General features: G+C 61.1%; 21 protein-coding genes. 7 read left to right on the top strand and 14 right to left on the bottom strand.

The annotated features are described in order from the left end of the window. Window positions 1-72 precede the first annotated feature (72 nt). Window positions 73-681: an RNA polymerase sigma factor gene (locus tag HBN54_RS01835; RefSeq protein WP_168671436.1), complete on the bottom strand. Its 609-nt coding sequence runs from the start codon at window positions 679-681 to the stop codon at window positions 73-75. 136 nt (window positions 682-817) lie between these two features. Between HBN54_RS01835 and HBN54_RS01830 the strand changes: the two genes are divergently transcribed. Continuing rightward, window positions 818-1,048 (top strand): hypothetical protein, encoded by a 231-nt coding sequence (locus HBN54_RS01830; RefSeq protein ID WP_168671435.1) that lies wholly within the window; start codon window positions 818-820, stop codon window positions 1,046-1,048. Window positions 1,049-1,153: 105 nt separating this feature from the next. Here HBN54_RS01830 and HBN54_RS01825 read toward each other — a convergent pair whose 3' ends face one another. The 4 genes from HBN54_RS01825 to HBN54_RS01805 all read right to left on the bottom strand — a co-directional run bounded on the left by HBN54_RS01825 (window position 1,154) and on the right by HBN54_RS01805 (window position 5,045). Beyond that, window positions 1,154-2,194 (bottom strand): 5-methylcytosine restriction system specificity protein McrC, encoded by a 1,041-nt coding sequence (locus tag HBN54_RS01825; RefSeq protein ID WP_168671434.1) that lies wholly within the window; start codon window positions 2,192-2,194, stop codon window positions 1,154-1,156. A 61-nt stretch (window positions 2,195-2,255) separates the two neighbouring features. Then, window positions 2,256-2,780, bottom strand: coding sequence for a hypothetical protein (locus tag HBN54_RS01820; RefSeq protein ID WP_168671433.1), 525 nt, complete (start codon window positions 2,778-2,780; stop codon window positions 2,256-2,258). A gap of 23 nt (window positions 2,781-2,803) precedes the next feature. Continuing rightward, window positions 2,804-4,084 carry an AAA family ATPase gene (locus HBN54_RS23770; protein WP_262888240.1) on the bottom strand — a complete coding sequence of 427 codons (1,281 nt, stop codon included), beginning with the start codon at window positions 4,082-4,084 and terminating at the stop codon, window positions 2,804-2,806. Window positions 4,085-4,196: 112 nt separating this feature from the next. Continuing rightward, the gene (locus HBN54_RS01805) at window positions 4,197-5,045 is read right to left on the bottom strand and encodes a hypothetical protein (protein WP_168671432.1); all 849 of its coding nucleotides are present in this window, start codon (window positions 5,043-5,045) and stop codon (window positions 4,197-4,199) included. Window positions 5,046-5,199: 154 nt separating this feature from the next. Here HBN54_RS01805 and HBN54_RS01800 point away from each other — a divergent pair, with 154 nt between their 5' ends. Both HBN54_RS01800 and chrA read left to right on the top strand, forming a co-directional pair. After that, window positions 5,200-6,174 (top strand): isopenicillin N synthase family dioxygenase, encoded by a 975-nt coding sequence (locus HBN54_RS01800; protein ID WP_168671431.1) that lies wholly within the window; start codon window positions 5,200-5,202, stop codon window positions 6,172-6,174. 107 nt (window positions 6,175-6,281) lie between these two features. Then, window positions 6,282-7,595 carry a chromate efflux transporter gene (gene chrA, locus HBN54_RS01795; RefSeq protein ID WP_168671430.1) on the top strand — a complete coding sequence of 438 codons (1,314 nt, stop codon included), beginning with the start codon at window positions 6,282-6,284 and terminating at the stop codon, window positions 7,593-7,595. 1 nt (window position 7,596) lies between these two features. Here the strand turns inward: chrA and HBN54_RS01790 are convergent, their stop codons facing one another. After that, window positions 7,597-8,961, bottom strand: a complete 1,365-nt coding sequence (locus HBN54_RS01790; RefSeq protein WP_168671429.1) for a lysophospholipid acyltransferase family protein — start codon at window positions 8,959-8,961, stop codon at window positions 7,597-7,599. Window positions 8,962-9,084: 123 nt separating this feature from the next. Continuing rightward, complete coding sequence (locus HBN54_RS01785; protein ID WP_168671428.1) at window positions 9,085-9,588, bottom strand: DUF6799 domain-containing protein; 504 nt, start codon at window positions 9,586-9,588, stop codon at window positions 9,085-9,087. A 390-nt stretch (window positions 9,589-9,978) separates the two neighbouring features. On the opposite strand from HBN54_RS01785, the gene HBN54_RS01780 reads away from it, so the two are divergent. Further along, on the top strand, window positions 9,979-10,926 hold the full coding sequence (locus HBN54_RS01780; protein ID WP_168671427.1) for a DnaJ C-terminal domain-containing protein: 948 nt from the start codon (window positions 9,979-9,981) through the stop codon (window positions 10,924-10,926). 33 nt (window positions 10,927-10,959) lie between these two features. Continuing rightward, window positions 10,960-11,289, top strand: coding sequence for a hypothetical protein (locus HBN54_RS01775; RefSeq protein WP_168671426.1), 330 nt, complete (start codon window positions 10,960-10,962; stop codon window positions 11,287-11,289). A gap of 604 nt (window positions 11,290-11,893) precedes the next feature. Here HBN54_RS01775 and HBN54_RS01770 read toward each other — a convergent pair. The 5 genes from HBN54_RS01770 to HBN54_RS01750 all read right to left on the bottom strand — a co-directional run bounded on the left by HBN54_RS01770 (window position 11,894) and on the right by HBN54_RS01750 (window position 15,316). Then, window positions 11,894-12,640, bottom strand: a complete 747-nt coding sequence (locus tag HBN54_RS01770; RefSeq protein ID WP_168671425.1) for a ZIP family metal transporter — start codon at window positions 12,638-12,640, stop codon at window positions 11,894-11,896. 183 nt (window positions 12,641-12,823) lie between these two features. Continuing rightward, window positions 12,824-13,189, bottom strand: coding sequence for a hypothetical protein (locus HBN54_RS01765; RefSeq protein WP_168671424.1), 366 nt, complete (start codon window positions 13,187-13,189; stop codon window positions 12,824-12,826). A 27-nt stretch (window positions 13,190-13,216) separates the two neighbouring features. After that, on the bottom strand, window positions 13,217-13,849 hold the full coding sequence (locus tag HBN54_RS01760) for a hypothetical protein (protein ID WP_168671423.1): 633 nt from the start codon (window positions 13,847-13,849) through the stop codon (window positions 13,217-13,219). A gap of 117 nt (window positions 13,850-13,966) precedes the next feature. Beyond that, window positions 13,967-14,839, bottom strand: a complete 873-nt coding sequence (gene nadC / locus HBN54_RS01755) for a carboxylating nicotinate-nucleotide diphosphorylase (RefSeq protein ID WP_382212737.1) — start codon at window positions 14,837-14,839, stop codon at window positions 13,967-13,969. A gap of 75 nt (window positions 14,840-14,914) precedes the next feature. Then, complete coding sequence (locus tag HBN54_RS01750) at window positions 14,915-15,316, bottom strand: DUF4783 domain-containing protein (RefSeq protein ID WP_168671422.1); 402 nt, start codon at window positions 15,314-15,316, stop codon at window positions 14,915-14,917. A gap of 171 nt (window positions 15,317-15,487) precedes the next feature. Here HBN54_RS01750 and gpmI point away from each other — a divergent pair, with 171 nt between their 5' ends. After that, the gene (gpmI, locus tag HBN54_RS01745; protein WP_168671421.1) at window positions 15,488-17,032 is read left to right on the top strand and encodes a 2,3-bisphosphoglycerate-independent phosphoglycerate mutase; all 1,545 of its coding nucleotides are present in this window, start codon (window positions 15,488-15,490) and stop codon (window positions 17,030-17,032) included. Further along, window positions 17,025-17,606, top strand: a complete 582-nt coding sequence (locus tag HBN54_RS01740; RefSeq protein ID WP_168671420.1) for a hypothetical protein — start codon at window positions 17,025-17,027, stop codon at window positions 17,604-17,606. Before gpmI ends, HBN54_RS01740 begins: the two co-directional genes overlap by 8 nt. A 275-nt stretch (window positions 17,607-17,881) precedes the next feature. Here the strand turns inward: HBN54_RS01740 and HBN54_RS01735 are convergent, their stop codons facing one another. Both HBN54_RS01735 and prfA read right to left on the bottom strand, forming a co-directional pair. Then, entirely contained in the window at window positions 17,882-19,438 is a 1,557-nt protein-coding gene (locus HBN54_RS01735) for a hypothetical protein (RefSeq protein ID WP_168671419.1), read from the bottom strand. A 250-nt stretch (window positions 19,439-19,688) separates the two neighbouring features. Continuing rightward, a complete protein-coding gene (gene prfA / locus HBN54_RS01730) occupies window positions 19,689-20,762 on the bottom strand; it encodes a peptide chain release factor 1 (protein ID WP_168671418.1) in 1,074 nt (357 codons plus the stop codon). Window positions 20,763-21,106 lie beyond the last annotated feature (344 nt).

The raw sequence follows: 21,106 nt of genomic DNA, 5'->3' as shown, positions 1-21,106 counted from the left end.
AATGCTGCCGGCCTGGGCCGGTGGCGGTAAGCGGATGGGAGTTCCACCGGCTACAACCGGCGGCTAACGATATTAGATAGGCTCTTCTTTATAATGGGCGAAGAATAATTTTTTCAGGCGCACGAGGCACTTGTATTTCTGGTTTTTGGCGTTGTCGGCGTTGGTATAGCCAAACTCTGCCGTGAGGTCCTGCATCGACTTATCGAGCAGGTAAAAGCCTTCCAAAAGTGAGCGGCACGGTTCGCCGAGGTGGTCCAGGGCCTCGCTCATGGTGGCGAAACGGCGGTCCTGCTCCTCAGCGGCCAGCACATCTTCCTCGGCTCCCGTGTTCAGGTACGGGCCGTGCTCCTCGTCATCCAGCAAGCGCACGCCGAAGCGGCTTTTGCTGGTCAGGCGCTTGAGCCACAGGCGGCGGCACACGGCGTAGAGGTAGGTTTTAATCTGGCAGCTGAGCTCGAGGGAGCCGTCGCGTACTTTTTCATAAAACACCATCACGCCTTCCTGGTACACGTCCTGGGCGTCGTCCTCGGTGCCGCTGTTTTGCAGCACGAAGTGCGACACCATGGGCCAGTGCAGCCGGTAGAGGTGGGCCAGGGCCCGCTCATCGCCGCCGCGAATGGCGGCAATCAGCGCGTCGTCGGTAGGAGTCAAAGAAGAGGAAGTTGGATTGCCCCTGCTCATTCACTTTGGGGGTTAATACAGGCAAAGGCTACAAGTAACCCGCCGAAATAATTTTTTTCCGGGCCGGGTTACCTTTCCAGAGACTGAGTATAAAGGGCGTTTTAAAGTTAACCCGTTTTCAAAATTACCTCCAAAGATGAAAAATCTGTTTAAAGCTGCTGCCCTGGGCTTCGCCCTCACCGCTGGTCTGACTTCGTGCGGCGAAAAGAAGACCGAGGAAACCACTACCGTTGAGACCCCTGCTACCGGCATGGAGACCACCACTACCACCACCGACAGCACCGCAATGGCTGCTCCCGCTGCTGATAGCACCGCTATGGCTCCTGCTGCTACCACTACCACGACTGTAACCGAAGAGAAGAAGTAATTTGCTGCCGGCCCCCGGGCCAGCGCAAATCTTCGTCATTCGACACTGGCAGCCCGGATTTTCCCAAGCGGAAAGTCCGGGCTGTTTTTTTATGCCCTGGGGTCATTATTCCACCAGCCGCAGCAAATAGGCGGCAATACCGGGCCAGGGCTGGTGCAGGTTGAGCGTGACGACGCGCACCGGGTGCCCGCCCAGGGTGTAGCGCACATCCACGTCCTGCGTGGCCGCCGGATACAGCAATATGCCTTCCAGGGCCTGGCCGGGGGCGGGGCGCTGGTTCTGGAGGTAGGCGTAGAGCTGGTAGAGGTGCGGGGCAATGAGGCGCTGCCGGTCGTAGCGCGGGCGCAGGGCGGCGGCGTAGTATTTGGTGTCGAGAATTATTTTGCGGTCGGGCGCCTCCAGCGTGGTATCGGTGAGCATGGTAGGCAGCAGGGCGAGGTCGGCGGGCAGCGGGGCTTCGGCCTGCCAGGCAATGGTTTCGGCAAAGACGCGGTAACGGCGCTGCTCGCGGCGAAAAAAATTGCGCGTGAACTGCTCAAAAATGCGCGCCATCAGCATTTCGTCGCGCCGGAAATCGGTGAAGCGCTTGCGGCCGGTGGCGGTAGGCTCGGGCAGGGCCGTGAGCCACACCAGCTCGCAAACGTGCACTAGAAACGCGGCCTGGCTATCCGGCCGCTGCCGCCGCAGTTCCCGAAACGTGGCGGCCGTGGGGGGAGGCAGCGTAGCATCGGGCAGCCCCGCCGGAAACCGCTGGCCGATTTGGTGCAGCTCGCGGCGCAACGCTGGGGGCAGGGCCGCCGCCCGCCCCAGCGCGCCCAGGGTTTGGGCAAGGAGGCGGTGCAGGGGGGAGGCCGTGCTCAACTCATCGAAGGTGCAGATGGCGCGGCCCTGCTCCAGCAGGCCCCGGCCCAGCGTGGGCGCCAGCTCCACGCGGCCCCGCAGGCTAGTGAGCTCGGCTTGCTGGGTTTCGAATGTGCGCGGCAGGCCATTTCGCAGCAGGCGGCGCGTGGCGTGTAGCAGCACCTGCGCCAGCAGTCCCAGCGGCCGCTCAAAGGGCATGGCCTCGCTGGCTTGGAGCACGGCGGGCTCGGGCAGCCGGTTCCAGGCGTAGCAGAGGAAGTAGTAGAGGGTGGGAAGGGGTATCACAAGTTAGAAAGTAAGAGCTAATGCGGGCACACGAAGCAACGGGCTCGCAGCGGTATCAGGCCTAGACGGTGCCCGGACTATCTGTTGCAGAAACCTGATGGTCGTAAAGCACCTGCGCGTCTTCCATATACAGACTCAGGAAAGTGGCCAGCGATGAGGTAATCACCTTAAAGGTTTTGATATCGCCAATAATACCAATCAGATAGCCGGCGCCGGTTGGGTTAGGAATAAACCCATACTCCCAGCTACAATGCATGTAGTCAACAAAAACCGTTACACTGGTTGAGCGTTTTTCTATCCCGCGCATCGAGTCGACAATCAAATCACGCGTTTCAGTGCGTAGTTCTTCGGCGGATAAAAAATAGAAATAATCCTTATCAAAATCTTGGTAGAGCTCAGCATTAAGTCTCATGCCGTTTGAGCAATTGTATAGGTGTACAAAGTCATCCGGAAGCGTTACCCCGTTTGCTCGCGCAACAGCTTGCAGATTCCACGATTTATCAGCAACGGCAATAATTCCTTGGTCGCGCCAATAATCCGCCAGCACTTCGAGCGTGGCGGAAAGAATTTTGATGGAATGCGGCATGGCTTAAATAAAAGGCTGGAGTGCTACATCAGCAGCTTCCGCAACTGCGTAGCAGCCGTAGCCGGCTGCTCACGCCAGTAATCAGTCAGCAGCGGCCCAATTTCCTGCTCAAAAATCAGGCGTAGCCACGCCGCCGCCTGCTCCGGCCGGGCCGGGGGCTGGCAGAAGTAGCTGTGGCCGATGGCAAAATCCGGTCCCAGCTCGGGGTCGTCGGCGATGGTTTGGTTGAGGGTAGCCATGCGGGTGCAGAGCTGCTCGATGAGGTCGGCGGGCACCTGGCGGGCTGCCAGCTGCTGCCGGAGCGGTGGGCCAAACTGCGGCCCCAGCGCCACAAAGGCGAAGCGGCGGCGCAGGGCATAGTCCAGCGGGCTGAGGGAACGGTCGGCCAGGTTGAGCGTGCCGATGACGTAGAGGTTATCGGGTACGAAGAATTTGGGCGCGTCGGGCGGGGCGTAGGGCAGGCGCAGGGCGTGGGCGGGGCCGCGCTTGTCGGCTTCGAGGAGCAGTAGCAGCTCCCCGAAAATGCGCGGCACGTTGCCCCGGTTCACCTCGTCAATCAGCAGGAAATACGGCCGGCCGGGGTCGGCGGCGGCGCGCTGGCACAGCAGCGGCAGCACGCCGGGCACCAGGTGGAACCGGCCCTTGGCATCGGGCCGGAAGCCCAGCATGAAATCCTCGTAGCCGTAGCTGGGATGAAACTGCACCAGCTCAATGCGGCTTTCGTCCTGCGCGCCCAGTAGGAGCCAGGCCAGGCGGCGCGCCAGAAAGGTTTTGCCGGTGCCGGGCGGGCCTTGCAGCAGCAGGTTGCGGCGGCGCGCCAGGCCGGCCAGGGCGGCATCCAGTTCGGTTTCCGTGATGAACAGCTCGGCCAGCGCCTCTGCGCGGGGGTAGGAGGGGGCGGCGTAGGGGCTGCCCGGCTCGGCGGCGTGGGCGGGCAGGGCATCGGTATTTTTGGCCAAGCCGGTGTACAAGTCCTCGGCTTGCTGGTGGGCCACTTCCTCGCCGTCGGGGCCGGAGCCGGAGGTGAGCACCGGCCGCTTGGTGCTGATGGTAAAATCCAGGCCTTCGAGCAGCGCGTTGGTGGGCGCGCCGGCCGGCCGGGGCCAGTGGGCGGCCGGGTTGGCGGTGGCCAAGCGGTAGGCCAGTTCGGCCACGGCGCGGGGCGGGTAGCGGCGGCCCCGGTACACCAGCTCATACACGGTGCTGGGCGGCAGCGGGCGGCCTTCGCGGGCTATCTGGCGCAGGGCGCGCAGCACCTGCTCGCGGGTGAGCAACGGGGCAGAATCGGAAGCAGCAACGGACATAGCGGGCAAGGTAGAACCGGAACAACAAACGGCTCAAACCCAAAAAAGTCCCCCGGCCGGGCCGGGAGACTTTTTGCGTTGAAATCGTAACGAAGAAATAATGCCTCAGCTACTACGGGGCCACTGTAAACGTGCGGGTTACCGAGTTGTACGGGCCGGCAATCATGTTGCCGCTGCCGTCTACCAGCTCCAGCTTCACGGTGTTTTCACCAGCGGGCAGGCCTTCCATCATGTAGGGCATCCAGCGGTCGAGCATGAACTCGGTGCCGTTGATGGTGGCACGCACGCGGTTTCCGCCGGGCTCCAGGGTGGTATTCACCAGGTAAAAGTCCAGCATGATGCGCTTGGCATCGGCCCCCGAATATGTGTCTTTCGGACGGCTGTAGAACATGTTGGGCGCCTTCACATCGATGATGGGCGTGGCCGGAGCCGGGGTGTTGCCCACGTTAATCACCGTCAGGTCGTAGGCACCACGGTGCTTCAGGCTCTCGTGGTAGGAGCGCGACAGGAACGACAGCACGACGTGCTGGCCATCGGGAATGGCCTTGGTGAATTTGGTGTCGTAGTGGGCCGTATAAGGCTCGTTATCTACAATGTTGTGGATGTGCTGGCCCTTCATCGAGTTGGCCATTTCGGCCATGTGAGGGCCGCCGCTCATTTTGGTGAGCTGGAAATTGGTGGTTTGGTAGTCAAAGGCCACCTCACCGCTGGGCAGCGTAGCGCCGGCAATGGGGGAGCGCATCTGCATCTGGGCTTCGGGGAACTTGGGCGAATCGCTGAAGGGCGTCAGGCGGATACCGTTCGATTCCATGCTCTCGCCGCTGGCGGCAGTGCTGGTGGCACCGGGGGTATTGCTGCCGGCAGTGGCGCTAACATCGGTAGCGGGCTTGCTCGTTTCGCAGCTAGCCAAAAGTGCCAGCGTAACGGTGGTGCTGCACAGCAGCCAAAGAGGACGTTTCATAGACTCAAACCTTGAAAAAAAAGTGGTAGTGATTTATTTAATAGTATCGATGAGCGAGGTCGCTTACGGTGAAGCACCGGTGCCGGGTTTTGCTTAACTTGCGCCGTTGCCCACCAAGAGGCTTACGCAGCCTCAAAGTAAACTCAATTTTATTATGCAAGACCAACTTCTTGACCATATTCCCTCGCTCGACCTCGCCGATTTCCGTTCCGGCGACTCCGAGCGGAAGGCTCGTTTCGTGCAGCAGCTCGGCGAAGCCTACCAGAACATCGGCTTTGTAGCCCTGAAAAACCACGGCCTCAACGACGAGCAAACCCGGCAGTTGTACGCCGATGTGCAGGCGTTTTTCCAGCTGCCCGACGAAGCCAAGCAGCGCTACGAAAATCCCGAGCTGGCCGGCCAGCGCGGCTACATCAGCAAAGGGAAGGAGCACGCCAAGGGCCGCAACACCGGCGACCTGAAGGAGTTCTACCACGTAGGCCAGGAGGTGGAGGAAGAGGACCCCATCAAAAACGAATACCCCGATAACATCTGGCCCCAGGAAATCCCGGGCTTCCAGAAGAGCACCTTCACGGCTTACCGCACGCTGGAAAGCGCCGGCCAGGACGTGCTGCGCGCCATTGCGCTGTACCTGCACCTGCCCGAAAACTACTTCGACGACAAGGTGAAGCACGGCAACAGCATTCTGCGCCCCATTCACTACTTCCCCATCGAAGACCCGGATGCGGTGCCCGCCGACGCCGTGCGCGCCGCCGAGCATGGCGACATCAACCTGATTACCCTGCTCATGGGCGCCAGCGCCGACGGCCTGCAGGTGAAGCGCCGCGACGGCAAATGGATTCCCATCACGGCCCTGCCCGACCAGATTGTGGTGAACGTGGGCGACATGCTCCAGCGCCTCACCAACGGCGTGCTGAAATCCACCATTCACCGCGTGGTGAACCCGGCCCGCGAAAAAATGAACACCTCGCGCTTCAGCATCCCGTTCTTCATGCACCCGCGCTCCGAAATGAGCCTGGCCGCCCTGGAGCACTGCGTCACGCCCGACAACCCCAAGAAAGAGGCCGACATCACGGCCGGCGAGTTTCTGAACGAGCGCCTGATTGAGCTGGGCCTGAAGAAGAAGTAAGCCTTTGGCAGTATTGTCATGCAGAGCGCAGCGAAGCATCTTTACCGCACAATGCAATCCAATCAATTGGTTTACTAATGAGGTAAAGATGCTTCGCTGCGCTCTGCATGACACCATTGCCCCCAACCAATAGCCCTGCCCCGCACCCCGCCGCTGCTGTTTCCCTCACGCCGCCCCCGCGGCGCTCGGGCAAGCGCACGCGGCGGGTGCGGGGCATTATTTTTCTGAAGGATGTGGCCGTGCTGGCCCTCACGGCCTTTGGCGGACCACAGGCGCATCTGGCCATGTTTTTCCGGCTGCTGGTGGATAAGCGGCGCTACATCAGCACGCCTGAGCTGCTGGAATTGCAGGCGTTGTGCGCGCTGCTGCCGGGGCCCACGTCCACCCAAACTATTACCGTTATCGGTTTTCGGCTGGGCGGGCCCAACCTGGCCTACCTCACGCTGCTGGTCTGGATGGCCCCGTCCGTGACGCTGATGACGCTGGCCGCCCTCGCCCTGAGCCACCTCGACCCGGCCCGGGTGGCGGCACTAGTGCAGTTTGTGCAGCCGGTGGCGGTGGGCTTTGTGGCGTTCTCGGCGTACAAGATTGCGGAGAAGGTCATTCATACCAAAACGGCCGTGGGGCTGATGGTGGCTGCCGCCATGATGGCCTACTTTTTCCAGCTGCCTTGGATGCTGCCGCTGCTGCTGCTGGCCGGCGGGGCCGTAACCACGGTGCGCTACCGCAAGCATGCCATCATTCAGGAGAAAAAGCCGCTGCGCGTGGAATGGGCCAATTTTGTGCTGTGGTTTGGCATTCTGGTGGGGGCAGCCGTGCTGGGGCACTACACGCAGCTGCTGCCGGTGCGGCTGTTCGAGAATTTCTACCGCAACGGCTCGCTGGTGTTCGGGGGCGGGCAGGTGCTGGCCCCGTTGCTGTATGCCGAGTTCGTGGAGTTCAAGCATTACCTCACGAGCACGGAGTTTTTGTCGGGCCTGGGGCTGGTGCAGGCCATGCCGGGGCCTAATTTTTCTATCGCGGCCTATATCGGGGCGCTGGCCATGCGGCCGGTGGGCGGCCCTGGCATGCAGGTGCTGGGGGCGCTGGTGGGCGCGGCGGGTATCTTCCTGCCGGGCACGTTTCTCATCTTCTTCGTGATTCGCTTCTGGGACCGGCTGCGGCAGTACCGGGTGGTGCAGGCGTCGCTGGAGGGCATCAACGCCGTGAGCGCGGGGCTGGTGTGCGCGGCCACCTTCCTGCTCTACCACCCGCTGCCCGACCGCCTGCTGGAGCTGCCGTTTCACCTCGGCCCCATCGATTCGCTGCCCCTGAACCCGCTGCTGGTGGGGGCCACGTTCCTGCTGCTGCTTTGGGAAAAGGTGCCCAGCGTGGTCATCATTGCCGTGGCGCTGCTGGCCGGCGCGCTGCTGCCGGCCTGATTCAGGCCTCCGCCCGGGCGGTTAGATACGCCATCCGGGCATCTTCCAGCTCGGTTAGTAATGCGGCGCGTTGCTGTAATAGCGCTGCGCCCACGGCTGGCGTACGCCGGAAAAAGCGGGCCGCCCGCAGCCGCCGCAGGCGGGCTTCCAGCGTATTCCAGTAGCTCAGGGCATAAAAACCGGTGAGGGGCAGGCTGAGAACATACAGCGCCGTCAGCCGCCAGTCATGGGTGAGGTAGTGCTGCACGGCCGCTGCCTGCAGCACGTAGGCCAGCGGGAAAGTCAGCATGCCCATCACCAGCATGATGGGGGCCACAAACTCCACGTCCTTGGTAGCCCGTTTAGCTACGGCCGAGGGCAGGATATAGGGCAAGTAGTTGTTAATCATGCCATACAGCCACACCGGCGCACCCAGCACCAGGTTGAGCAGGCTCACCACGGAGCCGCGCCGCTGGCTTTCCAGAGCGGCATCGCTGAGGTTGTGGCGGCGCAGGTCGGCCAGATAGGCGGCAAACTGCGCGCGGGCGGCGGTGAGGCGCTCGGGGAAGTGCTGCTCGGCCCAGGGCAGGGCTTGCAGCAGGGTGCGGCTCAGTAGGAAATTGTCGTAGAGGGTGTCGGGGTCGTCATCAGGGTTGAGGTGGTCGCCGAAGGTGCGCTCAATCTGTTGCACGAAGGTGTCCTCGGCCGCGTCGCGGGTGATGACTAGGCGGCGTTCCAGCGCCACCCGAATGGCCTCGGTGAGCTGGTCGGCGGCCACGTCGGGGTCGCGGGCGTAGGCAGCGGCATAGTCGGCTACGATGATGGGCGGGGCCACGTTCAGCAGCACGTCCGAGCGAAACTTGCTGGGGTCGAAGTAATTAGTGGCTACCGGCACCACTTTCAGGCCCAGCTTGAACCCGTGCCGGGCCTCGGCTCCCAGCGCAATGCGGGCCGCGCCGGTTTTGAGGGGCCGCAGGCGGCGCTCGCTCACGCTGGTGCCTTCGGGAAAAATCATGATGGTGCCGCCCTGGCCCAGATAGTCGTAGCAGCGGCCGAAGGTGGCCTCGTTCTGGGCCGCCCGCTGCTCGGGCGTGACGGGGCCGCCGGTGCCCGCGTCCTGCGCCCGGTAGATGGGAATGGAGTTGCCCGATTGCATGATGGCCCGCGCGATGGGATTGCTGAAAAACGTGCTTTTGGCCAGAAAGGCGATGGGCTGGCGGCGGTTCACGGCCGCCAGCAGCGGGTCCATGAGGGTGTTGGGGTGGTTGCCGGCCAGCAGCAGCGGGCCCGGCAGGTGCAGGCGTTCGGGGTGCCGCACCTCAATGCGGCGGAAAAAGACCCGCAGCGCAACCTGCACCAGCGGTTTCATCACAGTATAAAAGAGCATGGGCGGCAATACGGCATGTGGCCCCGAAAGATAGGTGGCCGGCGCTCCGAACCTTTCCAACAACGCAAAAGCGCCGCTTCCCATTCGAGGGCAGCGGCGCTTTGGCGTTGGGCAGCGCGGGGGCTACTTTTTCTTCTTCTTTTCGGCTTTGGCCTTGGCCTTGGCTTTTTCTTCTTCGCGCTTGGCTTTGTCTTTGGCTTTGCGCTCGGCTTCGGCCTCCATTTTCTTGCGCTTGCCGGGGTATTTGGCATCGAAGACCATGACTTTGGCAATGCTGTCGGCGTCGGCAATGGCCCGCCGGCTCGTTACCCGGCCGGTGAGCGAAACGTAGTCGCCCTCCGTAATTTGAGTGGTGGTGCCGTCGGGCGTCGTTACAATGCCGGCCGGGGTGATGATGGTGCCGTTAACCAGCTTTTTATCAGCCGTAAGCGGGTTGCTAATGCCGAGCTCGGTGAGCACGGTGCGGCCCTTTTGCATCGAAATGCCATCCTTGATTCCCTCGATGGCCGATGCGGCTACGCGCGGCTTGGGCTGCACACGGCCCGGGCGGGCCGTTTGAGCCTGCGCTGCGGCAATATTTAGAAAAGCCAACGCAAAAACACCGAAGGATAGATTCTTGATTTTCATGGAAAGGTTAAAAATAGAATAAGGAAAAGCGCAACGATAAATGCATTCAATATACAAATATAAGGCTTTTTCGGAAAATGCCAATTGTATTATGTTCCCGGGGAGTGCAAAATTGGCTCTGGGATGGAGGGGTTGGAAAGTCAACATTCTGTTGGCGCTTTCGTTCAGCTAGCATACCCAATTTTGATGCCGAAAACCAAGCGTCCCCGTTTCTTCGCTGCCCCACCTCACCATACGAGAGCCGATGGGCGGTAACGTAATGCGCCGCGTAAAATTGTCAGCGGCGGAAATTGGCTGGTAAATGATGAATTTGCAGTGCGGGCCGCCGCCGGCCGCTTTCGCAGCTGCCAATGAACGACGAATAATTCCATCGCATTTCCCCCTCTTCAAGTGGATTACAAAGACTATTACAAGGCGCTGGGAGTAGATAAAACCGCCACGCCCGAACAAATCAAGAAGGCGTACCGCAAGCTCGCCCGCCAGCACCACCCCGATGTGAACCCCAACGACCAGGGCGCGGAGCAGAAGTTCAAGGAAATCAACGAAGCCAACGAAGTCCTCAGCGACCCCGAGAAGCGGAAGAAATACGACCAGTTTGGGGCCGACTGGCAGCGCTACCAGCAGCAGCCCGGCGGCGGCGCGGGCCGCGGCGGCCAGCCCGGCGGTGGCTTCGACTGGAGCCAGTACACCCAGGGCCAGGGCGGCCAGGGTGGGGGCGGCAATCCGTTTGGCGAAGGCGAGGATTTCTCGGATTTCTTCGGTTCGCTCTTCGGCAACATGGGGGGCGGCGGCGGCCGGCGCGCCGGTGGCACCCGCCCCGGCGCGGGAGGCGACTACCAGGCCGAGCTGGAAATGAGCCTGGAGGAAGCCTACCACGGCGGCCCGCGCACCATCACGGTGAATGGCAAAAACCTGCGCCTGACCATTGCGCCCGGCGTGGCCGACGGCCAGACCATCCGCCTGCGCGACCAGGGCGGCCCCGGCCGCAACGGCGGCCCCAACGGCGCGCTGCTCATCACCTTCCGCATTCGGCCCGATGCCCGTTACGCCCGCACCGGCGACGACCTCACCCAGGACGTGCCCGTGAGCATGTACAAGGCCCTGCTGGGCGGCGAGCAAACGGTGGAAACCCTCAGCGGCTCCGTCAAAATCAAGCTCAAACCCGAAACGGCCAACGGCACCCGCCTGCGCCTGCGTGGCAAGGGCTTTCCGGTGTATAAAAAGGACGGCCAGTTCGGCGACCTCTACCTGCGCCTCACCATAGCCTTGCCCCAGAACCTCACCGAACCAGAAAAAGAGCTGATTCAACAGTTGGCCGACTTGCGCGCTGCCGAGTAGGAACCTGAAGCCCAACCCATCGTCTTATTCATCATGGAAGCAACCTTCATCACGCTCACTTTCCAGGAATGCTCGGTGCGCTACGGCCTGGCCCCGGCCGACTTGCGCGACTTCCTGCAAGCCGGTCTGCTCCGCGCCGCGCCCGCGCCCGAAACCGTCATCGTCGACGAGCCCGACGACCTGCCGCGCCTCGCCCGCCTGCACCACGAGCTGGGCCTGGCCCCCGAGGCGCTCGACATCATTCTGGCCATGCGCCAGCGGCTGGTGCACCTGCAAGCCAGCCTGGCCCGCGAAACTGCCCGGGCGCGGCAGCTAGAGGATTTCCTGCTGGGCGGTGGGGAGGTTTTGACTATTGAGGGCTAAAAGAAGCCTGCGTCAGTAAGAAAATGCAAAGGGCAAGGATGGCGCACTTGCTACTGATAGACAGCTTGACATAACATCTCTTACCGGACAAGTCTCGGGAAAGAGGTAGCTTTTTGCTGCCCTCCGGGGCGCGGCCGGCGCGGTACTTTTTCGTAACTTGGGCCGTCGCCGGCGCTTTTTCCTGCCAAAACTTGCCCAAAAGCCTCACTCCACTTTTTTCCTGCCGTCCCATGACTGGTTTTCCTTCCCTCCGCCGCGCACTGAGCTTGGTTGGCTGCGCGTTGTTACTGACCATTCGCGCGGTTAACTGGTGCTTTGTCAGTATTTTACCAGGCAATCACTTTTAATTGCCGGCGCCGTCACGCTGCGGGCCGATTTGCACCATGTGCTGGACACGTCCTTGCACGGGTAGAATAAGAAAAATCAAAGGCCATAAAGTAGTGCCGACAGGTTGAAAAAGAAGTCTACCGTTCTGTTCAGCAAAACAGTGCTTTAAATAAGGCAACCCTTTTACGTTCTGCAAACCACCATTCACAGCATGTAAAAGCGAAATGGCAATTGCATTTCGAATACGCCCTTACGCACCTTTAGCCTACAGCGTCGCTCATGCCACGGCCAGCGCCAGCAGCAGCCCCGCCAGCGTAGCGGCCAGCTTGGGCCAGTTGAGGCGATGCTCGGGGCTGGTTTCAAACAGGATGGTGGTCGAAACGTGCAGAAAATTGCCCGCCACCAGGCCCAGCAGCGCCGCGTACCAGCCACTGCTCAGCAGCTGCGCAAGCACCACGTAGTTGCTGAAAATGATGCCGATTGGCGAGGCCAGCGCGAAAATCAGCAGGCCCGGCCACACCCGCCGGAAGCTGCCCAGCCGCAGCCGCAGCAGGGTGGCCAGCGCAAAGGCCGCCGGCATGTGGTGTAGCGCCACGCCCACCACAATGGCGTAGAAATTCCGGCTGATATCGCCCACTTCCGGCGTGTGCACCAGAATGCTGCCTTCCAGAAACGAGTGCACCACCAGAGCCGCCAGCAGTAGAAAAGGCACCCGGCCCACGGCGTCGTGCCCGTGGCCGGTTTCGGCGTGCACGTGTCCGTGCTCCACGCCCTGCGAGAGCACCTCCAGTAGCAGCTGCCCAAAAAAGCCCGCCAATACCCAGTAGCCCACCCGTGTAGGGTGCTCGGGTAGCAGCTGCAGCGCCTCGGGCAGAATGTGCGTGACCGTGAGCGTGAACAGATACGCCCCGCTGAAGGCCAGCAGCGGCTTCAGCCACTGCCCGCCCCGCGCCACCGGCACCCAGGCGGCCGCCGCGCCCGCGCCCAACACCGTGAGCAACAGCAGAAAAATTGCAAACCCCATACAGAAAGAATGAGGAATGAAGAATGAGGAATGAAGAATGAGGAATTGTCAGCATGTGCGTCAATTCCTCATTCTTCATTCCTCATTCTTCATTCTGAAAAGACGCAAAGCGGCAGCCCTGCTACCGCCAGCCGGCGGGCAGAGCTGCCACCCAAACGATAATAATCTAATGAGCCGTGCGCCTTAGCGCTGGATTTGGTGGCCGTTTTCGGCCGTGTCGGCCTGGCCCGATTTGCCGGCGTCGTTCATTTTGCCGCGCTTGCGCATGCCTTCCTCAGCGTTGGCCGACATGGCCGCCTCGGCTGCCGGATGTGCTTCGGCATTCTCTGCGGTTTCGCCTTTAGCGGCCTTGATGAGCGGCGAGTCGGCGTTTTCGATGGAGGCATTCGGCACCGATTTGTCAAAGTTTTCGGTATCGCGGGTGCCGGGGGCTACCATGTCGACCGATACTTTTTCGTCGGGGCGCCAGTCGGAGGGCTCGCTGCTGCAGGAAGTAAGGGCCAAAGTAGCGGCGGAAACAGCCAGCAACAGGGTGGAGGTCAATTTCATCGAAGTAAAATTAGCAGGGGTTGAAATTTATACGGTAGCTGCGCCGGCCTCGGCTGGCAACAGGTTTTTGCGGCGCAGCATCGATTCAAACAATCGACGGTCGTTATCGGCGTTGAAAATTTTGAAAGGCAAATGTAAAAACACCGGCACATCGAACGTGCGCGCCAGCCACAGGCGCCAGGCAGCCATGCCCTCCGGCGGCGTGCCGGGCTTGAGGTACAGTACGTAGGCATCGACGTCGCGGCGAACGCGGCCAATCATGTCCCAGGTCAGCTGCATGGCTTTGCCCTCTTTTTCGGGGCCCACGCGCAGCAACAGCTGCTTGTTGTCCATCTCAAACGCCATGCGCTCAAACAGGGGCTTGCTCTGCTCCATCTGGGTCACGCCCGTTACCTGCGCCGAGCGGAACAGCACAAACAGGATGGTGAGCACCACGGCCAGCACAATCCACCACCAGGAGTGCACAAAAATGGCCGGCAGCAGCCCCAGCGCAAACGGAATGAGGGCGTACACCCAATCTTTCTTCCACACTTCGCCCATCACCATCTTGGTGTAGGTATCGGTGGTGAGCTGGGTTTTCTTGGTGCGAATGGCCAGCGACGGAGCCTGCTGGGACTGGCGGAAGCCGCCACCGCCGCCGCGTTGATTTGGTTGGTTCATGGGGTTGTTGGTGCTTTGTTGTTGGTGCTTGGTGCTTGGTTGTCGGAACTGGCCAGAAGGGGTAAAAAGCGTTGTTTTCTCTGGCCAAGCACTAGGCACCACTAACCAAGCACCGAATTAATATGCTTTCAGGCTCAAGTCCAGGCTTTTGACGGAGTGCGTGAGGGCACCCACCGAAATGTAGTCGACCCCGGTGCGGGCTACTTCGGCAATGGTTTTTTCGGTGATGCCGCCGCTGGCTTCCGTGGGAAAGCGGCCGGCGATGAGCTCCACGGCTTCGCGCAGCTGCTCGGGGGCCATGTTGTCGAGCATAATGCGGTCGATGCCGCCCGCGTCCAGTGCCTGCTGCACTTCATCGAGTGAGCGGGTTTCGATTTCGATGGGCAGTTGCCGGCCGGTCTGCGTGAGGTAGGCGTGCGTAGCCGCAATGGCCTGCGCAATGCCGCCCGCGTAATCGACGTGGTTATCCTTGAGAATAATCATGTCGAACAGGCCGTAGCGGTGGTTCACGCCGCCGCCAATCAGCACGGCCCACTTTTCGCAGAGGCGGAAATTGGGCGTGGTCTTGCGCGTGTCGAGCAGCCGGGCATGGGTGCCGGCCAGCAGCGTATTGAGGTGCGCCGTGTAGGTGGCAATGCCGCTCATGCGCTGCATGCAGTTGAGCACCAGGCGCTCGGCGGTGAGGATGCTGCGGGCCGGGCCTTCCACGGTGAAGGCGATGTCGCCGTGCTTCACCAGGTCGCCGTCGGCGAGCAGGGGCGTCATCGTCAGCGAGGTATCTACTTCCGCAAAAATGAGCGGGGCCAGGGCCATGCCGGCCAGCATGCCTTCGCCCTTCACCAGCAGGTGGGCGCGGTTGCGCGCGGCGGCCGGAATGGAAGCCAGGGCCGAATGGTCGCCGTCGCCCACATCCTCGGCCAAAGCCGTGCGGATGAAGGTGGTCAGCGCCTCGGGCGTGAGATAGGAATAGGGAGCAGAGATAGTTTGCACGGCGCAAAGGTACGGCCCTTGCGGCGGTGGCGAAAGCCCACAAAAAAGCCCCAACCTGTGGGGTTGGGGCTTAGCTTATTCTTTCGTGAAATCCAGCGTGTCAATCACCGGCGCGCCGCGCGAGGGCTTGAGCTTCACAAAGACGCGGTAGGTGCCATTGCGGCCCGCATAGCGGCCAATGGCGTACTGAATGTGCTCCTGGCTTTCGCCCTGATGAATAAACTCAAAGCTGCTGGGAGCATTTTTACCGAAAAAATCTTTGATGACGATTTCGGCCTGCGTAGCGTTATATCCCTGCTTATCGCCATCGAAACCAATCTCAACGGTAGCGGCAAAATATTGCGACAGCTCGCGGGAGGAGCCATTACGCAACGCCGACCGAACGGCCCCGAGGTTATCGGCCTGCGCGTGAGCCGCCACAGAGCCGAGCAGGAACAGCCATCCGATGAATAGAGTCCTAATTAAATAGCGTTTCATTATAAGGGTAATAAGTGCGTCATACGCGAAGAGAGTAAAGCGAAAATGGTGCCAGTAAGTGCTAAAAGGGGTGGAGCAGGCCGGCAAACGGCTGAAAAGAACCCGGATTTAAAGCGGGCACGAAGGTAGAAAATTTCAACCAGAGGCGCGGGTCCGCCGTATCTTTGCGGCATGAGTAAGCAGGTATTATTGGTAATTCTGGATGGATGGGGCATTGCCCCGAATACGGCAGTTTCGGCAGTAGATGCGGCTAGTACGCCGTTCTTTCACGAGCTGTTGCAGCGGTTTCCGCACAGCACGCTGCAAGCCTCGGGCGAGGCCGTGGGCCTGCCCGAGGGCCAGATGGGTAACTCCGAAGTGGGCCACATGAACATCGGGGCCGGCCGCGTGGTGAACCAGGAGCTGGTGCGCATCGGCAAGTCCATCCGGGAGCGCAAGCTGGGCCAGATGCCCGCGCTGGTGAAAGCCTTTGAGTATGCCATTGCCAATGATAAGCCCCTGCACCTTATTGGTTTGCTTTCCGATGGCGGCGTGCACTCGCACATCGACCATGTGAAGGCGCTCTGCACCGTTGCCCACGAGGCGGGCGTGCGGCGCGTGTTCGTGCACGCCTTCACCGATGGCCGCGACACCGACCCCAAGAGCGGCGTGCGCTTCGTGAACGAGCTGGAAGAGTCGATAGTGCGCAGCGGGGCCAAAATCGCCTCGGTGGTGGGCCGCTACTACGCCATGGACCGCGACCGCCGCTGGGAGCGCGTGAAGGTGGCCTACGACCTGCTGGTGAACGGTATCGGCACGCCCTCGCAAAACCTGATTCAAACCATTCAGGAGCAGTACAAGGACGGCGTGACGGATGAGTTCCTGAAGCCCATCGTGAAGACCGGGGCCGACGGCCAGCCGCTGGCCACTATTGAGGACGGCGACGTGGTGCTGTGCTTCAACTTCCGCACCGACCGGGGCCGCGAAATTACGGAAGTGCTAACGCAGGAGGACATGCACGCCTTCCAGATGCAGCGCCTCAACCTGCATTACCTCACCCTGACAAACTACGACGACACCTTCGTGGGCGTGACGCCCATTTTTGAGAAGGACAACCTGAATAACACCCTCGGCGAAGTGCTGGCGGCCCACGGCAAAACCCAGATTCGCATTGCCGAAACGGAGAAGTACCCGCACGTCACGTTCTTCTTCTCGGGCGGCCGGGAAACGGAGTTTGCCGGTGAAACGCGCATCCTGCGGGCCTCGCCCAAAGTAGCGACCTACGACCTGCAACCGGAAATGAGTGCCGCCGAGCTGCGCGATGCCCTGATACCGGAGCTGCAGGCCAAATCGGCTGATTTTATAGTGCTTAACTTCGCCAACCCTGATATGGTGGGCCACACCGGCGTGTTCGAGGCCGTGGTGAAAGCCGTGGAAACGACTGATGCCTGCGCCCGTGCCGTGGTAGAAGCCGCGTTGGCGGCTGGCTACGCCAGCATTATCATTGCCGACCACGGCAATGCCGAGTTCATGCGCAACGAGGATGGCTCGCCGAATACCGCGCACACCACCAACCTGGTGCCCTGCATTCTGGCCGACAACGACTACCCTGGCACCCTGGCCGATGGCAAGCTCGGCGACCTAGCCCCCACCATTCTGGAGCTGATGGGCGTGCCCAAGCCGGCCGAGATGACGGGCCTGAGCATGCTTCGGCCCAACACTCCTGCGAATGCGTAAGCGCGGCCTGGCAATAGGCGGGTGGGCTGTGGGCGTAGTGCTGCTGGCCGGCTGCGGCGATGCCGGTCCGGCCGCGCCCGCTGCCCGCCAGCCGCTGTATTTCGATGTGAAAGGCCTGCTCACGCAGCAGGTAGCGCAGCTGGAGCAGCGCCACGCGGCCGTGACCAAGCACGTCAGCCTGCGCGGCAACGCGCCCGAAACCGTGCGCGTGCCCGCCGTGAAATGGAACGATGAGCTCCAGATTTTCTTCCAGGCCGACATCAACAAAGCCGCCCTACGCGGGGCCTACGCCGTGGATTCGGTGGCGCTGCCCGATGGCCGCCTGCGCCGAACCTACACGCGCCGGCCGGGCCAGCCCAATGCGCCCGTGGCCAGCCTGACGGTGGTGCAGCAGGGCGCGGTACCGCAGGAAATCGCGGCTACTATTATCCAGAACAACCCGCTGTTTTCGGCGCAAAAGCAGCTGCGCGTGGAGCTGGAAAATGGCCAGCTGCGTACCTACAAAGTGGTGGGCACCCAGAAGCTGGTGCTGTTCGACACGCTGCACTATTCGGCGGCCGGGCGGGTGGAGTAGCTGTTTGAACGGTGTAGAAACGCTGCTCTGCGTTTCATCGGTGAATAAACCCCCGCCCGTATCGTTCAACGATAAGACGCAAAAATGCGTCCATACATCGTTAATTGTCAAGATATTAATTATTTGGGCAGAAGGAGGCGTATGCTCCGGTCTGACCGCCCTAGGCGGTCAGACCGGTTGAAGCACCAGCGATTTCGGTTTAACGACAACCGGTCAGACCGCCTAGAGCGGTCAGACCGGAGCGTACGCTTCCTTCTGCACCAGTACTTAACAATCTACTTGTGCTCGTAGGCCCCCAGGCTGGGGAATGTCAGGTTGCGCGGCAGGTTGATAAGGTCGCGGGGGGGCGTGGTAGAGCCAGTGGCTTTGGCGCGGCGCGGCGCGGTAGCCGGCGAGGTGGCTTGCAGGGTGTAGTCGGGCCGGCTGCTGCTGAGCGACGTGCGGACAAACAGCGGGTCGACGTTGACAATATTGAAGCGGGTGGGAAAGGCCAGGCCGGGGGTGCCGGTAGCGTCCGAAGCAGCGCCGTACTCCTTGGTGCGCAGCAGTGAATTCAGGATGCTGAACGTGAACGTGGGGTCGCCATTGTTCTGCAAATAAAGTTCGTCCTCGAAAGAGCCCCACACAATGGAATTGCGAATGGTGACGCTGGTGGGCAGTCTTGGCGGGGATTTCAGGGCGTCGTCTACGTTGGTGAACGTGAGGGAGGACGTTTCGCGCCGAAAGGCCGGCGTGTAGTTGGCAATGGTGCAGAAGTTCAAATCGTAGGTGCCGCCGATGCCCACCATCGCATATTCGCCGCAGTTGGTGAAAAGGCAGTTGGTGGCTACCACATCGCCGGAATAGCTGATGACGCCGCCGCCGGTGCCGGGGTTGGCATTGGCGAAGGAAACGTTGGAGCCCGAGATGTTGCGAAAAACGGTGTTATTCAGCGCCAGGGTAGGGCGGGGCATCAGGCCGTCGCGGTTGTAAAGCAGCGCGCCGAACGTGGCGTTCTTGATTTCGGTGTAGCGGATGCTGTTGTTGCGGCTGGTGCTGCTGAAAATGATGCCGCCCCACTGGCTGGGAATGTCGGCGTAAAACGGCTCCAGCCGGTCGCCCTGGAAGCGCACGATGTTGGCGTTGGTGGCCTTTACCGTATCGGTCGCGCCGGAATTCGGTGCGAAATCATCGTTCACCCGCAGCGTGCCATTCACCTGCAGGTAGGAGCCGGCGTGGGCGTAAATGCGGGCACCTTTGGAAATAGTCAGCGTGATTCCCTGGCCCACCAGCACCCCGAATGAAACGGGAGCTTGGCCTGCCGTCAGCACCCGGTTGGCATTGATGATGACGTGGGGCTTATCCGTGCGCCAAATAGTGCTGGCCGTGATGTAGTCGCCCCGGTGGAAATAAGCGTTTTGGCCGAAGGCTATCACCTTCACGTTCTGCTCGTTGCCGTTGGTGCGGAAATTCACCTGGTCTTCCAGCAGGAAAGGCTTGTCTTTGCCGTTATCGCCGAGCACGGCGCGCACCAGTACCAGCAGGCTGTCGTTGCCCCGGATGGTGATGCCGCTGATGGTAGCGCCGGCATCGCCATTGATAATCAGCGAGTACGTGGAACCCAGCTTGCCGGCCAGGCTCACGTCGGTTTTCACCGCGCCGCTGTTGCGGTTGTACACCCACAGCCGTTTCGTCACCGTCTGGATGGTGGTAAACACCGTGTCAAACTTCACCGTGTCGGTGGCAAATGCCAGGCTGCCGGAGGTTTGCACCAAATCTTCCTTCGGCTCGCAGCCGGGCAGGAGGGTGAGCAGGCAACTCAGGACCAGAAACAGCGGGAAGAAGTGGCGCATAGAGGGCGTTGGGCGGTCAACTCCCCTCCTTACCAAGGAGGGGACGCGGCCGCGAAGCGGGCGCTGGGGTGGTTGTGGGCGTTGAACGCTGGGCGTTGGGAAATGAGTATGTTTAGGGAAGTGCGGGTGTGAAGGGCGGTATTGTTCAACATCAGTCGTTCAACGCCCACAACCACCCCCGTTTTTGCTTCGCAAAAACTCCCCTCCTTGGTAAGGAGGGGAGTGTCCGCTCTTCGCATCTTACTTCTAATTACTTCGTCACGCCTTCCTGCAGGCGCTCGGCGCTTTCGGCGATGCGGAGCTGCTCCACGAAATCGTCGACGTTGCCTTCCATCACGCTGGCCAGGTTATACACCGTGTAGCCGATGCGGTGGTCGGTTACGCGGCCCTGGGGGTAGTTATAGGTGCGGATTTTATCGGAACGGTCACCGCCACCAATCATGCTTTTGCGCACGATGCCGTCGGCTTCGTTCTTCTTGGCCAGCTCCATATCGTACACGCGGGAGCGGAGCACGGCCAGGGCTTTGTCGAAGTTTTTGAGCTGCGATTTCTGGTCCTGGCACTGGGCCACGAGGCCGGAGGGCAAGTGGGTGAGGCGCACGGCCGAGTACGTCGTATTCACCGACTGGCCGCCGGGGCCGCTGGAGCAGAAATAGTCCTTGCGGATATCGCCCATGTTAAGCTCCACGTCGAATTCCTCTACTTCAGGAATCACCACGATGGAGGCCACGCTGGTGTGGATGCGGCCCTGGGTTTCGGTGGCCGGTACGCGCTGCACGCGGTGCACGCCACTTTCAAACTTCAGCTTGCCGTACACATCCTCGCCGCGCACGGCCACGATGATTTCCTTGTAGCCGCCGGCAGTGCCTTCCATGGCGTCAATGAGCTCCATTTTCCAGCCTTGCTTTTCAGCGAAGCGCATGTACATACGCTGCAGGTCGCCGGCAAAAATGGCGGCTTCGTCGCCGCCCGCGCCGGCCCGGATTTCCATAATAACGTCCTTGGAGTCGTTGGGGTCCTTGGGCAGCAGCAGGTCTTTGATGAGCACTTCGAGGCGCTCCTGCTCGGGCATCAGCTCATCGAGCTCAGCCTTGGCCATTTCGCGGAAGTCCTGGTCTTTTTCGGTGGCCACCACTTCGCGGGCATTTTCGATGTTGCTGAGCACCTGCTGGTAGTTGCGATACTGCACCACAATCTTGCCCAGGTCCTTGTATTCCTTGTTCAGGGATTTGTAGCGCTTCAGGTCCGACATCACGTCGGGCTGCATCAGCTCTTCGTTGACGTTTTCGTAGCGCTGGTTGATGGCTTCTAGTTTATCGAGCATCGGGTGTTCGGGAAATAATCAGATAGTGGGCAAAGATACGGATTCTAAACACCGCTATTCAGCACGTTGGTTCGCGGGATTTGACAGGCGAAGGCCATCGGCGGGCCGGCACCCCGAATAAACCGCTGAATGGATGCGGGAAATGGCCGCGCCGCGCCCTACATTGCGCCCGTCTGTTTGGGCGTGGCCGGGACCGGGCAATGGAGTAGCAAGGCTATTCCGGCGCGGTGCTCACCCTGCCAAACAGCGTTTTTGGCGCCTCCGGGCGTTCCCGTTCAGGCTTTCAAACTATTCTGGTTTCGCACCTCCCACCCAAGCGGTACCTCCTTACCAACCAGAAACTG

Origin of the sequence: Hymenobacter artigasi (assembly GCF_012275535.1) — a bacterium.
GTDB lineage: Bacteria > Bacteroidota > Bacteroidia > Cytophagales > Hymenobacteraceae > Hymenobacter > Hymenobacter artigasi.
This window is presented reverse-complemented; position numbering and strand designations above follow the sequence as displayed.

Bases quoted from the DNA above. Each gene is read 5' to 3' on its own strand.
- HBN54_RS01835 (WP_168671436.1), bottom strand. From the start codon at position 681: ATGAGCAGGGGCAATCCAACTTCCTCTTCTTTGACTCCTACCGACGAC.
- HBN54_RS01830 (WP_168671435.1), top strand. From the start codon at position 818: ATGAAAAATCTGTTTAAAGCTGCTGCCCTGGGCTTCGCCCTCACCGCT.
- HBN54_RS01820 (WP_168671433.1), bottom strand. From the start codon at position 2,780: ATGCCGCATTCCATCAAAATTCTTTCCGCCACGCTCGAAGTGCTGGCG.
- HBN54_RS23770 (WP_262888240.1), bottom strand. From the start codon at position 4,084: ATGTCCGTTGCTGCTTCCGATTCTGCCCCGTTGCTCACCCGCGAGCAG.
- HBN54_RS01805 (WP_168671432.1), bottom strand. From the start codon at position 5,045: ATGAAACGTCCTCTTTGGCTGCTGTGCAGCACCACCGTTACGCTGGCA.
- HBN54_RS01800 (WP_168671431.1), top strand. From the start codon at position 5,200: ATGCAAGACCAACTTCTTGACCATATTCCCTCGCTCGACCTCGCCGAT.
- chrA (WP_168671430.1), top strand. From the start codon at position 6,282: ATGACACCATTGCCCCCAACCAATAGCCCTGCCCCGCACCCCGCCGCT.
- HBN54_RS01790 (WP_168671429.1), bottom strand. From the start codon at position 8,961: ATGCTCTTTTATACTGTGATGAAACCGCTGGTGCAGGTTGCGCTGCGG.
- HBN54_RS01785 (WP_168671428.1), bottom strand. From the start codon at position 9,588: ATGAAAATCAAGAATCTATCCTTCGGTGTTTTTGCGTTGGCTTTTCTA.
- HBN54_RS01775 (WP_168671426.1), top strand. From the start codon at position 10,960: ATGGAAGCAACCTTCATCACGCTCACTTTCCAGGAATGCTCGGTGCGC.
- HBN54_RS01770 (WP_168671425.1), bottom strand. From the start codon at position 12,640: ATGGGGTTTGCAATTTTTCTGCTGTTGCTCACGGTGTTGGGCGCGGGC.
- HBN54_RS01765 (WP_168671424.1), bottom strand. From the start codon at position 13,189: ATGAAATTGACCTCCACCCTGTTGCTGGCTGTTTCCGCCGCTACTTTG.
- HBN54_RS01760 (WP_168671423.1), bottom strand. From the start codon at position 13,849: ATGAACCAACCAAATCAACGCGGCGGCGGTGGCGGCTTCCGCCAGTCC.
- HBN54_RS01750 (WP_168671422.1), bottom strand. From the start codon at position 15,316: ATGAAACGCTATTTAATTAGGACTCTATTCATCGGATGGCTGTTCCTG.
- gpmI (WP_168671421.1), top strand. From the start codon at position 15,488: ATGAGTAAGCAGGTATTATTGGTAATTCTGGATGGATGGGGCATTGCC.
- HBN54_RS01740 (WP_168671420.1), top strand. From the start codon at position 17,025: ATGCGTAAGCGCGGCCTGGCAATAGGCGGGTGGGCTGTGGGCGTAGTG.
- HBN54_RS01735 (WP_168671419.1), bottom strand. From the start codon at position 19,438: ATGCGCCACTTCTTCCCGCTGTTTCTGGTCCTGAGTTGCCTGCTCACC.
- prfA (WP_168671418.1), bottom strand. From the start codon at position 20,762: ATGCTCGATAAACTAGAAGCCATCAACCAGCGCTACGAAAACGTCAAC.